This window comes from Mucilaginibacter sp. P4_A11, assembly GCF_056402535.1.
The window spans coordinates 75859-90981 of the sequence record NZ_JBFUHE010000017.1 but is presented as its reverse complement, the minus strand read 5'-3'; the positions used below and the strand labels follow the sequence as shown (position 1 = coordinate 90981).

The window sequence follows — 15123 nt, the reverse complement described above, 5'->3', positions numbered from 1 at the left end:
TTTAGTAAAGATGCTGACGCTTTGGGCATTATAAATTAATCAAATCCCGTAATAAATGAAGAGATTATTTACGCTGACCATTTGCCTCTTATCACTCCAAATTTTACAAGCCGAAGCAAACACAGTGATCTCGGCAAAGTTAATTAAGCAAATAAATCGGGTAACTAAGTTTAACCCCGATGTCGTTAATGCCGACACTACTATTTTGCCGGTGCTTAACCAGCCATTACCTTTAAGTACGTACGGTGGTTTGTACAAACGCCGGTTAGATTCTATCCGCAAGGATATCCAGCTTGATTATAATGAATACGTACAGGCTTATATCGACCTGTATATGCATAACCGCGAGGAAATGGGCCAGGTTGCTGGTTTAACCAAATACTACTTCCCCATTTACGAAAAAGCTTTCCGCGAGGCGGGGATCCCCGAAGAAATAAAATTCCTGTCAATTGTTGAATCAAAGCTTGACCCTAACGCGGTATCAAGGGTGGGGGCAACCGGTCTGTGGCAGTTTATGGGTACAACAGCAAAGACATATGGTTTAAACATGGACAACTATGTTGATGACCGCCGTGATCCAATCCAGTCGAGTTATGCAGCGGCCGCTTATTTAAAAGATGCCTACCAGGAATTTGGCGACTGGCTGCTGGCCATCGCTTCATACAATTGCGGTAAAAGCAATGTGGAGCGTGCTGTTGAAAAAGCCGGCGGTGTAACCGATTTTTGGAGCATCCGCCAATATCTTCCTGTGGAAACCCGTGGATATGTACCGGCTTTCATCGCCATGAATTATGTGATGAACTATTTTAATAAACATAACATCGTAGCGCAGGCCTGTAACTTCTCTACCCGTACAGATACGGTGATGGTTAAAAGAATAGTGCCATTGAGCAGCGTTGCCCAGGCGCTTGATGTTAGTGTAAGGGAAATTACCATTCTTAATCCATCGTACCGGATGGCCGTAGTTAACGGCAGTCCTAAAACACCGCGCAGGCTCATCATTCCGCAAACAGCAAAAGATAACTATGCCGCTTTATATAATGTGTTAAATGGTGGTGATGCTCCGGTGCCTGCCGCTGTTAAGCCTGCTGCTTATGCAGCTGTGCAATACCCTTCTGCAAAATCTGAACGGAGAATTCCGACCCATCATAAAGTAAAAAGAGGTGAAACGCTGGCTTCTATAGCTGATAAATTTGGCTGTGAAGTATCAGACCTTAAAGTTTGGAATCATCTCAAAACTAATAGAGCTCCGATAGGGGCTATGTTAAAAGTATCTGCAGGCGAGGTAGCTGCTAATGTGCAGGATGACGGCGGATATTCGAAAAATTGAAAGTATAACGGAGAATTATAGAATCGTCATTGCAAGGTTGTGCCTACCCGTGAAATATTTAAAATCAGGATCATTCTGAGTGTTAAATCCGACGGACTCTGAAGGTTAAATGACAATGGAGCCTGTCACCCTGAGCTTGTCGAAGGGTCGCGCGCAGAGGCCCCGCCCACATGCTTCGACAGGCTCAGCATGACCCCATATTTTAATTATGGTCATGCTGAACTTGTTTCAGCACCCCACTCGCTAAGCAACCATGCTAAGTAAATCGTCTATCTGTCACGTGGGATGCCGAAACATATTTTTAACTCTGGAATGAAAGCGATTATTTGTGATACCGCAGATTGGAATCATAATAGTCGATAAATTAAAATGCCCGGCTCACTCGCTGAGCAGGGCATTAACCTAAATTTATTTTGTTTTTGATTTGTACTAAAGTATATCATGCTATCTGCTTAGAAAATACCAACTTGTTGGTATTTTCGTCCCATCAGGGTCTCTCGCAGAGGACCCTGATGTATACGCCATGCAAACACCGCTGTCCGAAGTTTCCGAACTTCGGACCACTATGCCTGTAGTTTGTAACTACAGGATTTCAAAAAACCTTTGTATTTTTATGTAGATAAAAACCGCATCAACATGGAAAAGCCAAAGGAAAATATAGACGAATATATTGCCGGGTTCCCGGAGGATGTTCAGCAAAAACTTCAAACCGTGCGTGCTGCTATAAAGGCTGCCGCGCCGGATGCCGAAGAAGCTATCAAATACGCTATCCCAACATTTATTCTTAATGGCAACCTGGTGCACTTTGGCGGCTTTAAAAATCACATAGGTTTTTATCCTGCTCCGCAGGGACTGGAAGAATTTAAAGAAGAACTTTCCGGTTATAAAGGAGCAAAGGGCTCGGTTCAGTTTCCGCTGGATGAGCCGTTACCCCTTGATCTGATCACCAAAATTGTAAAGTTCAGGGTACAGAAGAATATGGAAAAGGTAAAGAAGAAAAAATAGAACATTGCCAAATCCATTCTTTTAAATCGATCTTATCAAAACATTAACCATATTTTATCCTCTTTTTAACATAATCATAAAAAGGGGCTTTTTTATGATTGTTCCATAAAAAGAATTGTAATTTTGGGCGCTTCAATTTGAAAAAAATGAATAAAACTAACCGAAAACAGGACGCGCTGAATTACCACTCGCAAGGCCGTCCCGGAAAGATACAAGTTGTACCTACCAAACCAACAAATTCGCAGCGCGACTTAACCATGGCTTACTCCCCAGGTGTGGCCGAGCCATGTTTAAAGATTGCCGATAATGTTGAAGACGTTTATAAATATACCGCCAAAGGCAACCTGGTAGCTGTGATCAGCAACGGTACTGCCGTACTTGGCTTAGGCAACATTGGCCCCGAGGCCAGCAAGCCTGTAATGGAAGGCAAGGGCCTGCTGTTCAAGATCTATGCGGATATTGATGTGTTTGACCTTGAGCTGAACGCCAAAAATGTCGATGATTTTGTGAACATCGTTAAGGCGCTTGAACCAACATTTGGCGGCGTAAACCTCGAGGATATCTCGGCCCCGACCTGCTTTGAAATTGAACGCAGGCTAAAGGCCGAAATGAATATCCCTGTAATGCATGACGATCAGCACGGTACCGCCATTATTTCGGGCGCTGCATTGATGAATGCCTGCGAGATCCAGGGAAAAAAGCTGGATAAAATAAAAATGGTAGTTAATGGCGCCGGTGCTGCCGCGGTATCCTGCTCAAAAATGTACCTGTCATTAGGGGTTAAAAAAGAGAACCTGGTGATGTTTGATATCAACGGTGTATTAAACCAGGAACGTACCGATCTTGATGATATCAGGATGGAGTTTGCTACTACCCGTACCGACGTTAAGGAACTTGCCGACGCGATGAAAGATGCCGATGTGTTTGTTGGTCTTTCGGCAGGCAATGTAGTAACACCGAATATGCTGAAAACCATGGCTAAAAAGCCTATTGTTTTCGCTATGGCCAACCCGGTACCCGAAATTGATTATGACCTTGCAGCCGGTACACGCGATGATATCATTATGGCTACCGGTCGTTCTGATTTCCCTAACCAGGTAAATAACGTACTTGGTTTCCCTTACATTTTCCGTGGTGCGCTTGACGTTAGGGCTACCGCCATTAACGAGGAAATGAAGATCGCCGCTACGCATGCTATCGCCGAAATGGCTAAAAAACCTGTGCCGGAAGCGGTTAACCTTGCCTACAACCTTACGAATCTTAAATTTGGCAGGGACTATATCATTCCAAAACCAATGGATCAAAGGCTCATTACCGAAGTATCCATGGCGGTGGCAAAAGCGGCTATAGCTTCAGGTGTTGCCCGTAAAGTGATTACCGATTGGGATGCTTATGCCGAGGAGCTGAGGTTGCGCCTGGGTACTAATGACAAGTTGTTACGTAACCTTACAGCCAAAGCAAAACAGAACCCTAAACGCGTTGTATTTGCCGAGGCAGATAATTATAAGATCTTAAGGTCGGCACAGATAGTGAAAGAGGAAGGGATTGCTACTCCTATTTTACTGGGCAATATCGACAGGATCAAAAAGATCATCCATGATAATGACCTTGATTTGGGCGATGTACATATCATTGACCCACGTGAGGGTTGTGAGTATATAGATGAATATGCTGAATACCTGTACAACAAACGTCAGCGCAGGGGGATCACCCTGTTCGAGGCAAAGAAACTGCTTATCGATAGAAACTACTATGGTGCCTGCATGGTACAGTTTGGCAGGGCCGATGCCCTGATCTCGGGCTTAACCAAAAACTATGTGACCACAGTAAAACCTGCACTACAGATCATCGGTACCGAAGAAGGCGTGAACCGTGTTGCGGGTATGTATATGATGATCACTGCTAAAGGCCCCGTGTTTTTTGGCGATACTACGGTGAATGTGAACCCAAGTGTGAATGACCTGGTTGATATTACTGTACTGATAGAGCGCTCGGTAAAGCAGTTTAATGTCAGCCCGAGAATTGCCGTGCTTTCATACTCCAACTTTGGATCCAACGAAGGCGAGGTGCCTGAAAAAACAAGAGAGACTGTAGCCATACTGCATGAGAAATATCCTGATATGGTGGTTGACGGTGATATGCAGGCCAACTTTGCGCTGAACTCCGATTTGCTTGCGGATAATTTTCCATTCTCAACACTTAATGGTAAACCTGCCAATACGCTTATCTTCCCTAACCTGGAGTCGGGTAACATTGCCTACAAACTTTTGCAGGAAATAGGCGGTGCGGAAGCTGTTGGGCCAATATTAGTTGGTTTGAAGAAACCTGTACACGTGCTGCAATTGGGCAGTTCGGTACGCGAAATTGTAAATATGGTTACCATTGCAGTGGTTGACGCACAGGCAAAAGCTGCTGCCAATAGTTAATATATAAAGTAATAAATAATATGTTTTTTGATAAAGACGCTGGTATTTAAATGCTTAGCGTCTTTTGTTTTTTTAAGGTGAGTATATTGCAGCTTTTTGTTTGTCATTATGTAAACATAATGACGCCGGAGTTTTATCTTTGGATAATCACTTTGAGGGCTGTTTTGCCATTAACATCATTGTTTAATAAACTTAATAAGGTAATAATATATGTATGATTATATTAGTGGGAAGCTAATGTTCAAAAGCCCGTCATATGTTGTGATAGACGCGGGAGGGATTGGGTATCATATCAACATTTCTGTAAATACCTATTCGGGCGTCAGCGATGACGAAAAATGCAAACTCTTTGTGTGGTTGCACGTAAAAGAGGATGCGCACACGCTTTACGGCTTTGCTACTGATGGCGAGCGCAGGTTGTTCTTACATTTGATCTCTATTTCGGGCATCGGGCCAAATACGGCAAGGATGATGTTGTCGTCAATAAGCCCGGCCGAGATCCAGGCGGCTATTGTGAGCGGTAATGTTTCGCTGATCCAACGGATAAAAGGTATTGGCCCAAAATCGGCACAGCGGATCATTTTAGAGCTGCAGGATAAGCTGCGTAAGGAGGGCCCGGATACATTAACTGTTGTGCCTGTAAGCCAGAATGTTAAGGACGAGGCTTTGTCAGCATTGGTAATGCTGGGCTTCGCACGTAACGTAGCCGAGAAAGTATTAGATCAGGAGATTAAGAAAAACGGTGGCGAACTAACGGTTGAAGAGCTCATTAAGTTTGCATTAAAAACGCTATAATTACGGATAAATATCTACTAACTTTTGACCAAAGTATTTACTTATAAGACACTTATAAGTGTGTTGTTCATTGTGGTGTTCGGGGGGCTGGGGAATGTGTATGCACAACAAAAGCCCTCGCCTGCGGCTAAAAATGATACAACCAAATCAAATGCACCGATAAACCTAACCGCGCCACGAAGCCAGCGGATGAGGGAAGGTATTTTCAATGCCGACCCGGCAAATTTGGTGCGTACCATTGAATATGATCCCGTAACCAACCGTTATATTTTGTATGAAAGGGTGGGTAATTTGCTTTACCGCCCGCCGCAGTACCTCACGTTTGCGCAGTACTTAAAACTTAAGGAAAGATCAACCCAACGGGGCTATTTTCAGCAGCTGGCAGATAATTATGCTTATGACTCCCAGCAGCCGGGCTTTATACCGCCAATAAAGGTTCGGAGCCGTACGTTTGAGCAGATCTTTGGAAGTTCGGTGATCGATATCCGTCCGCAGGGATCGGCAGAAATGATCATGGCCGGGCAGGTAAATAAAAACCAAAACCCGCTTTTTAATACCCGTCAGCGCAGCCAGTTCAATTTTAATTTTGATCAGCGCATCCAACTGAATGTAACCGGTAACATTGGTGATAAATTAAAGATCACTACAAATTACAATACTGATGCGCAGTTCCAGTTTGAAAACCAGATCAAGCTGGATTATACCGGCTCGCCGGATGAGATCATCCAAAAAATTGAAGCAGGTACCGTTAGCATGCCGCTTAACACCACGCTGATCACCGGCAGCCAGGCGCTTTTTGGTGTCAAAACCAAACTGAAATTCGGGCGATTGGATGTGACCAGTATTTTTTCGCAGCAACGCTCGCAGTCAAAAACTATAACTATTACCAATGGTTCGCAGCAGGGCGAGTTTCGCTTAACACCTGCTGATTATGAAGCTAACAAGCACTTCTTCCTGTCGCAATATTTCAGGAATAATTACAACAGGGCATTGGCCAATATCCCGATCATTAGCTCCAATATCAACATTACTAAAATTGAGGTTTGGACAACCAACCGTACCAACGTAACTACCGATTCGCGCGATATATTGGGCTTTATTGACCTTGGTGAAAATAACCCATATAATAAAACAAGGATAGTGGGCGGTGGCAGCGCTTTGCCTGCCGGTTTCAAGGGGCCTGGTTTTGCACAACAATCAAACAACCTGTTAACTGTTTTGCCGCAAAACGCAAGGCTTACCAACTCCAATGATGTTGCCAGCTTTTTCCAGGGATCAGGTACTACAGATAACTATTCTAAATTGACTTATGCTCGTAAGCTTACCGATAAGGAATATACCCTGCACCCGCAATTAGGTTATATCTCCTTAAATTATCCCCTAAATAACGATGAGGTGCTGGCGGTTGCTTACCAGTACACTGTTAATGGTGTTCAATACCAGGTGGGGGAATTTAGCAGCGACGTGGCGGTTAACCCAAATACCCCGAACGTGCTGTTTGTGAAGTTGCTGAAAGGTGAGTTGCTGAAAACCAATTTACCAACCTGGGATTTGATGATGAAAAACATCTACTCGCTTGGCGCTTTCCAGATAGCTCCTACCGATTTTAAATTAACTGTTACCCGCCTTGATGATAAAACAGGAATTGAAAAAACGGTAATGGAAGAGGGGCAAAACCTAAAAGGTAAATTGTGGCTCCAGGTTGCCGGACTTGATAACCTCAACCAGCAAAGTGATAAAAAGCCCGATGGCTATTTTGACTTTTTAGAAGGGATCACCATCGATTCGCAAAACGGGCGCATTTCATTCCCGGTAGTAGAGCCTTTTGGCTCGGACCTTGCCGCCAAATTTACACCAGGCGAGACCGATCTTGTAAAACGTTACGTTTACCAGCCATTATATGATTCAACCAAAACCATCGCGCAGCAATATTTTCCGGCATTAAACAGGTACGTGATCAAGGGAACTTACACCTCAACCGGTGGTTCGGAGTACCAACTGAATGCAGTTAATATTCCGCAGGGTTCAGTAAATGTAACTGCAGGTACTGTAAAGTTAACTGAGGGGAACGATTATACAGTTGATTATAATGCAGGCAGGATCAGGATCCTGAACCAGGCCCTGTTATCTTCCGGACAGCCTATTACCGTAAAGCTGGAGAATAACGAATTATTTGGCGTGCAGCAGAAATCGCTGTACGGCACAAGGCTTGATTATCATGCCAGCGATAAGCTTCAATTAGGTGCTACTTTGATGCACCTAACCGAACAGCCCATCACCCAAAATGAAATTGCCGGCGAAGAATCCATTTCAAATACCATTTGGGGTTTTGATGCCAATTATAGCTCAAACTCCAGGTTTTTAACAAGGCTTGTTGATAAAATCCCCGGCATCCATACTAAGGTACCATCGTCCGTTAATTTTTACGGTGAATTTGCCAAGCTGATGCCCGGCAGTCCCGGCGCACTCAATTTTGCCGGTTCAAAAAATGGCACTTCCTACCTTGATGATTTTGAAAACAGTCAATCTGTAATAGATATTAAAGGATCCAATAGCTGGCAAATTTCAGGAACCCCGCAGTTGTTTGGCGAATCAGCTTTGTTTGATAACCTGAGTTATGGTTATAACCGTGCACGGCTGGCGTTTTATAATATCGACCCGATATTTTATACCAATACTGGCTCTATCCCGATATCGAGAAGCGAGCTTTCCAATCACTATGTAAGGCAGGTAATTGAGCAGGAAGTTTTCCCGTACAAGCAGTCGGCCACCGGGCAGCCGCTTAGTTTGGCTACCCTTAACATGGCTTTTTATCCAACCATCCGCGGCCCGTACAACTATGCTACCACCGGTATTAATCCCGACGGTACTTTGCAAAACCCTAAAACACGTTGGGGCGGTATGTTCAGGAAGCTGGAAACAAACGATTTTGAATCATTAAACGTATCATACATTGAGTTTTGGGTTTTGGATCCGTTCATATACAAACCAAACTCGGCCGGTGGGGACCTCTATTTTAACTTAGGTTCGATATCGGAAGATATCCTGAAAGACGGGCGTAAAAGTTTAGAGAACGGTTTGCCGGTTGATGGCGATTTGACCAAGGTTGATGAAACCAACTGGGGTAGGGTATCCAAACTACAGCCGGTTATCAACGCTTTTGATAACAATCCCGATGCCCGTAAATTACAGGACGTTGGTTTGGACGGATTGAATGATCAGGACGAGCAAACCAAATTTGCTCCCGTTGTTCAGCAGATCAAAGGGCAGTTGAACGCCCAGGCGGCAACCGCTTACAGCACCGACCCATCATCAGACGATTATCAATATTACCAGGGCCCTGCACTTGACCAGGCCCGCGCCGGCATCCTTGACCGTTACAGCAAATACAATGGTACCGACGGTAACTCGAAAACAGCACAGCAATCGCAGGCCGAACTTGGTTTGCAAAACTCGGCTTCAACCTCCCTGCCCGATGGTGAGGATATTAACCGGGATAATAATATGAGCCAGGAAGATTCGTACTTCCAGTATAAAGTATCTATGCGCCCGGCTGATCTGGTTGTTGGTCAGAATTATATAAGTGATAAAGTTACCGCGCAGGTAAAATTACCTAACGGTACAACACAGGCGGTTAACTGGTACCAGTTCCGCATCCCCATTACGGATTATCAGTCAAAGGTGGGCAATATCCAGGATTTTAAGGCTATCCGTTTTATGAGGATGTTCATGACCAACTTTGCCGATACAGCAGTACTTCGTTTTGCTACACTTGAACTGGTGCGTGGTGAATGGCGTGCCTTTAACACCGAAAAAAATCCGCTGAACGTAATTGCTGATCCGGCCATCCAAAACCCGCCAATAGACAATTCGACTATCGACGTACAGGCGGTAAATATTGAAGAGAATGGTAACCGCACGCCGATTCCTTACGTGGTGCCACCCGGTATTAACCGCCAGCGTAATTACAATAACCTGCAAACCAATACCAAGCTTAACGAACAATCGTTATCGCTTAATGTTAAAAGTCTGCGCGATGGATATTCAAGGGCTGCCTTCCGCACCTTTTATAATGACCTGCGTAAATACAAGCGCATGCAGATGTTTATTCATGCCGAAGGTGATTATTTAAAAGATAATGATCTGAATGCATTTATCCGCCTTGGAGTTGATTACCAGGATAATTACTATGAGTACGAGTTGCCTTTAAAAATAACCCAGCCGGGTACCAGTGATGCAGCAGCTATCTGGCCCGATGTTAACCAGATGGACCTGGAGCTTGACCTGCTGGTGCGTGCAAAGCTTGCCCGTAACCACTCCAACGTAGCATATAACCAGCTTTTTAAATATACTGAGGGTGATAAGGTTGTTTATATAAAAGGCCAGCCCGATTTAAGTAAACTGCGCACTATCATGCTTGGCGTACGTAACCCTTATAAAGGCACAAATGTGCTCCCGGATGATGGATTGGATAAATCAGGAACCGTTTGGTTTGATGAGCTGCGCCTTACCGATTTTGATCAGCGTGGGGGATGGGCGGCTACCGCAAGAATTGATGCCAAGCTTGCCGACTTTGCCGATATCACCGTATCGGGCAGTAAAACAACCATTGGTTTCGGTACGCTTGATTCAAGGCTGAATGACCGGAGCCAGAGTGATGATCAAACTTATGATGTATCGGCCAATGTTGAATTGGGTAAGTTTTTCCCGGATAAAAGCGGTATTCATATTCCAGCGTATATCAATTTATCATCGCAAAGGAGCATGCCGCAATATGACCCCGGAGCACCTGATATTGAACTAAAGGCATCGCTTGCCGCGGCAACCAGCACCAAAGAGCGCGACTCTATCAGGAATGCGGCTATTGATATCACCACCCGCAAAAGCATCAATTTTACCAACGTGCATAAGGCTCGTACAAATCAGAGTGCCATCAATCACATTTGGGATATTGAGAATTTTAACGCCAGCTACGCCTACACCGAATACAACCACCATGATTTTGTGACGCAGAATGATGTAGAGAAATCATATAACCTAACACTGGCTTATAACTATACTAATCAGCCAAAATACTATAGCCCTTTTGCCAAGATCATAAAAAGCAATATGCTGGCACTGTTCAGGGACCTGAACTTTAGCATTCTACCATCGCGACTGAATTTCAGCATTAATTTCGACCGTTTTTACTCGGAGAATACCCTGCGCGATAATGATCCCAACAATTATATCCCTATCCCAACAACCACATTCAATAAGTATTTCAACATAACCCGTGTATACGGCATAGGCTGGAACTTAACGAAATCGTTACAAATGGATATCGACGCTACCAATCTATCGGTTGTGGATGAACCTGCTGGTCGTATCAATGGTTTAAAGCGTGATACCTTGTGGGATAACCTGAAAAAATTGGGCCGTACCACTAACTATAACCATACCATCAATTTTAATTATACGGTACCTATCAACAAAATCCCGGGATTGGATTGGGTATCGGCAGTAGCACGTTACAGTACGCACTTTAACTGGCAAACGCAACCGCTATTTGCTATTAACAGTACTGATTATGATGTGGGCAACAGTATTCAAAACTCACGGGCTATCCAGCTTAACCCAACTTTGAACATGGTTTCGCTGTATAATAAGTTTCCTTTTATCCGTAAGGCCAACAATCCCAATAATAAAAAAAGCAATTTCCTGATAGGGTTACTAACCAGCGTTAAAAACCTGAGCGCGACCTATACCCGTACACAGGGTACGTTTTTACCGGGATATTTGCCGCAATCGGGCTTTTTTGGAGCTGATGGCAGTGCGCCCGGACTGGGCTTTTTATTGGGTAGCCAAACCGATATCCGGGCTAAAGCTGTATCCAACGGCTGGATCACCAAAGATACCCTGCAAAATCAGCTCTATACCACTTCGCTGAACGAGGACATGCACTTCAGGGGGATTATTGAGCCGTTTAAAGATCTGCGTATTGAACTTACCGCCTTTAAAACCCAGGACCATAATTACCAGGCCAACTTTAAATACCTGGCATCAAGCAATAGCATTGAAACATTAAGCCCGGTTACAACTGGTAACTATAGTGTATCGTTCCTGACCATTGGTACAGCCTTTGAATCGGCAAAAGGAATTAACAATATATCCAGCACTTTCCAGAAGTTTCTGGATGCTCGTACCGTAATATCGCAGCGCTTAGGACATACAAATCCAAATTCGGCCGGTGTTACCGATGGTTATGCCGACGGTTACGGACCAAATTCGCAAAACGTACTGGTGCCAGCGTTTTTAGCAGCATATGCAGGTAAAGGTGCTTCGGGCAGTAACCTGTCGCAGTTTCCAAAAATCCCGATCCCTAACTGGCAGGTAACGTACAATGGCTTAAGTAAGATCTCGTGGTTCCAGGATATTTTTGACTCCTTCGATCTGAGTCACGGTTACCGCTCATCATATAATGTAAGCGGTTTTACATCGCTGCTGCAATACCAGGAAGCAAATGGAGCATCGTCTGCCCGTGATTTGAATAACGATTTCCTGCCGCTTTACCAGTTTTCGCAGGTTACCATTTTTGAGCAGTTTGTGCCATTGCTGGGTGCAAGTATGCGTTTCAAAAACAGCATGACGGCCAATGCTGAGTATCGTCAGAGCCGCTCGCTAAGTTTAAGTATGCTTAACAGTCAGCTGGCACAGCAAAATGAAAAGATCATTGTTCTGGGCTTCGGCTATCACACCAAAGATTTTCATTTTCCGTTTGGCTGGTTTGAAGGGATCCAGCATAAGGACGTGAACTTTAAGCTTGATTTCTCGTTGCGCGATAATAAAACACTTATTTACCGTGCAGATGTTGAATCGGCCGAAATCTCATCCGGTGCGCAGAATATCACTGTTAGGCCATCTATTGATTACGTGATCAACCAGCGCTTTAACCTGAATTTGTTTTACGATTCAAACCTCACCAAGCCATATACTTCGCAAACGTTTAATACTTCGTTTACCAATTTTGGGATTAATTTGAAGCTGTTACTGCAGTAACGCCGATTTGAGAATGTGTTAATTTGAAGATTTGAAAATGAGATAACTTGCCGTTGTTATCACTAACAACTTTTACCCGGAAAGTGAATAATGTCCGCAACTCAATATTTGGTGCTTACAAAAGCATAGGGTATATTTGTTATATGGATGCATTGATTGTTTACCCCGAGAATAAAGAGCAGATGGTAGCTTTAAAAGCAGTGATGAAAGCCATGAAAATCTCTTTTGAACAAAAAAGCGAAGTTTACCCGGATTATGTGGTTAAGGGCGTTAAAGAATCACTGAAACAAGCTGATGAAGGTAAATTAACATCATACACCGGATTTAGAGATGTACTAAACCGGAGATGAGCTTAAAGGTTTTATCTACGCAAAGTTCAGACGAAACGTTTATCGCGATTTATGACTTTATTGAAGCCCGTTTCGGAAAAAGATCCGCCAATAAATTTCTAGAAAAAGCTGAAAGCATTGTAGCGTTAATCGCAGAGTATCCATTTATGTATAAAGCCACATCTATAGATAATAGTGTGAGAATAGCTGCTATCAGTAAGCAAACCTCACTATTTTATAGAGTTACCGAAACGTCTATTCATCTATTATATTTTTGGGATAATCGCCGGGATCAATTGTTTTTATAACAAATCCTGCCGTTGTTATCAACAGCGGCTTTTAAGAAACGATTACGTAATTTTCAAATTTTCAAATCGGAAAATTTTCAAATCAAAACTTCCCCTGATCCATCAGCTTCTTACGTTCTGCTTTCCGCTTCTGGCGATCTGCCTTGTTTTTTAAGCGCTCCTTCTTATTCTCGAGATGTTCATCGATACGGTCTTTAGTTGCTTTCTGACTTTTTTCATCAAGGCCAATGCAGGGTTTTATGCCCGTAAGCAGGGTTTTCCATATAGTCTTAAAAAACGGCGAATCTTTAGGGCGTTTATAGATCACCAGTGATGAAGTGAGTTTTCCCTTATCATCCGGGTTACTGCGCCTGATCACAAACAGGTTGGCAAATATCGACATGATCGATTTCCTTTTGAAACGGTCATTAGCGGTATCAGGCTTTAGCAGTACTACCTTTAAATCGTTATATAAAAAATCAACCTTGCCTTTAAATACCTTGCTATTGGCCTGGATATCAAAACTAAATTTTTTTACGTTGCCTGATGCCATTTTTACCATAGCCAAAGGCATAGTAGCGGGATTAAGCCGCCCAAGATCCATAGGGCCTAATGTTCCTTTGTAGCTGAAGGCGGCATCCTCATCACTTAAATTAAACTTCAGTTGCACATCGAGCCGGCCACGGTTCATAAAATAAGTTGTCAGCTCAACAGTAGTAATGTTGTTTTTGGCTATTGCTGATGGGTTATTGGTGATATTATAAATGCGTCCGTTGGTGTTATTAAATGCAACAGTGCCTGTTTTTTGAGATTGCTTATTAAACTCGTTGTAGATCACATCAAAATGCCTGAGTTTTATAGTATCGATCCTTAAATCAAGATTCAATTTCCTGATCATCATATTCGGGAACGTTTTAACCTTGTCGGTTAGGGAGTCTGGTTTTTTACCCGGGTTGGTGAAAGCCGTTACCTTGCCACCCGCAATAGTCAGATTCGAAGCAGAAACAGTACGGTATTTATGATAATTTAAATAATCAAAATTATTGAGCTGCACAGAATCGGCAAGTAAGCCAATCCGGTCTTTTTGGCTTTTGCCAAAGAATATTTCTGATTTTGCGGGTTGCATAGCAAGCCCTTCTATATTTAGCCGTGAGGTAAGTGTGGAAAGCTTGAGGTGCCTGATCTTATAAGTATAAAGGCCGCTCGGTGTTTCTCCGGTGTAATTATTCAATTCGGTGATAACGTCTTTGCAATAAAGCAGGCGCGATTTATCATATTGTGTAGCCGAATCTATCAGCAGGTCGTTGGCACTGAAGTTCAGTTCTTTCAATCGGGAGATAGCGACCTTATTGCCCGAGTAATCCTCATATTTTAAGTTGACATCATTCAGTAAAATAGCGCCGATATGGATTGACTTGAGGCTTTTTGAAATGCGCTGCCAGGCTGTGCGGTGGTCTTTAACTACAGTGTCTTTAGTATGGTTTAACTGGTAGCTCACGTTTAGCTGGGGCTCATTCAAAATGATCTGGCCAATGTTTAGCTTTTTTTGGAAGTACAGGGTAAACGGGTGTACGTGGTTAAGCACCAATCGTTTTACCTTAAGTTCAACAAGCGTATTTGGCGCCAGGTGTAAACGTTTTTTTTGATTGTAAACCGCTGTATCTGGCTTAAGGGTGATATTGTAAATGATGATCTTCCCCCGCAGAATATGCAGTTCAGCATCAGAGAAATCGGCTTTATAAAGGCTGTCGCTGCTACTTAATACCACATCTTTTACCTTTCCGGCCAAAATAGGCGACCAATAACGGTTTACAACTACTGCGAGTAGTAATATTACTATTACCGGTATCAACACAAATTTAAATGTTCTTTTTTGCCACTTGTGCTTTAAAAAATTTAGCGCCATTTACCGG

Annotated in this window: 8 protein-coding genes; 7 read left to right on the top strand and 1 reads right to left on the bottom strand. The window is 43.4% G+C overall.

Annotated elements, in window-relative coordinates; translation table 11 throughout:
* The first annotated feature begins 55 nt into the window (after positions 1-55).
* The 7 genes from AC1DUD_RS25965 (at position 56) to AC1DUD_RS25935 (ending at position 13231) form a co-directional block, all read left to right on the top strand.
* On the top strand, positions 56-1330 hold the full coding sequence (locus AC1DUD_RS25965) for a lytic transglycosylase domain-containing protein (protein WP_477379910.1): 1275 nt from the start codon (positions 56-58) through the stop codon (positions 1328-1330).
* A gap of 636 nt (positions 1331-1966) precedes the next feature.
* The gene (locus AC1DUD_RS25960; protein WP_477379908.1) at positions 1967-2335 is read left to right on the top strand and encodes an iron chaperone; all 369 of its coding nucleotides are present in this window, start codon (positions 1967-1969) and stop codon (positions 2333-2335) included.
* A gap of 146 nt (positions 2336-2481) precedes the next feature.
* A complete protein-coding gene (locus tag AC1DUD_RS25955) occupies positions 2482-4761 on the top strand; it encodes an NADP-dependent malic enzyme (RefSeq protein ID WP_477379906.1) in 2280 nt (759 codons plus the stop codon).
* A 210-nt stretch (positions 4762-4971) separates the two neighbouring features.
* The gene (gene ruvA, locus AC1DUD_RS25950) at positions 4972-5556 is read left to right on the top strand and encodes a Holliday junction branch migration protein RuvA (protein WP_477379904.1); all 585 of its coding nucleotides are present in this window, start codon (positions 4972-4974) and stop codon (positions 5554-5556) included.
* Between the two features lie 24 nt (positions 5557-5580).
* Positions 5581-12594, top strand: coding sequence for a T9SS outer membrane translocon Sov/SprA (gene sov / locus AC1DUD_RS25945; RefSeq protein WP_477379902.1), 7014 nt, complete (start codon positions 5581-5583; stop codon positions 12592-12594).
* Positions 12595-12737: 143 nt separating this feature from the next.
* On the top strand, positions 12738-12944 hold the full coding sequence (locus AC1DUD_RS25940; RefSeq protein ID WP_243482648.1) for a DUF2683 family protein: 207 nt from the start codon (positions 12738-12740) through the stop codon (positions 12942-12944).
* Positions 12941-13231: a type II toxin-antitoxin system RelE/ParE family toxin gene (locus AC1DUD_RS25935; RefSeq protein WP_477379899.1), complete on the top strand. Its 291-nt coding sequence runs from the start codon at positions 12941-12943 to the stop codon at positions 13229-13231. The genes AC1DUD_RS25940 and AC1DUD_RS25935 overlap by 4 nt, the downstream gene beginning before the upstream one ends.
* Before the next feature lie 82 nt (positions 13232-13313).
* Here AC1DUD_RS25935 and AC1DUD_RS25930 read toward each other — a convergent pair whose 3' ends face one another.
* Entirely contained in the window at positions 13314-15116 is a 1803-nt protein-coding gene (locus tag AC1DUD_RS25930) for a hypothetical protein (protein WP_477379897.1), read from the bottom strand.
* Between the last annotated feature and the right edge of the window lie 7 nt (positions 15117-15123).

Bases quoted from the DNA above. Each gene is read 5' to 3' on its own strand.
- AC1DUD_RS25965 (WP_477379910.1), top strand. From the start codon at position 56: ATGAAGAGATTATTTACGCTGACCATTTGCCTCTTATCACTCCAAATT.
- AC1DUD_RS25960 (WP_477379908.1), top strand. From the start codon at position 1,967: ATGGAAAAGCCAAAGGAAAATATAGACGAATATATTGCCGGGTTCCCG.
- AC1DUD_RS25955 (WP_477379906.1), top strand. From the start codon at position 2,482: ATGAATAAAACTAACCGAAAACAGGACGCGCTGAATTACCACTCGCAA.
- ruvA (WP_477379904.1), top strand. From the start codon at position 4,972: ATGTATGATTATATTAGTGGGAAGCTAATGTTCAAAAGCCCGTCATAT.
- AC1DUD_RS25940 (WP_243482648.1), top strand. From the start codon at position 12,738: ATGGATGCATTGATTGTTTACCCCGAGAATAAAGAGCAGATGGTAGCT.
- AC1DUD_RS25935 (WP_477379899.1), top strand. From the start codon at position 12,941: ATGAGCTTAAAGGTTTTATCTACGCAAAGTTCAGACGAAACGTTTATC.
- AC1DUD_RS25930 (WP_477379897.1), bottom strand. From the start codon at position 15,116: ATGGCGCTAAATTTTTTAAAGCACAAGTGGCAAAAAAGAACATTTAAA.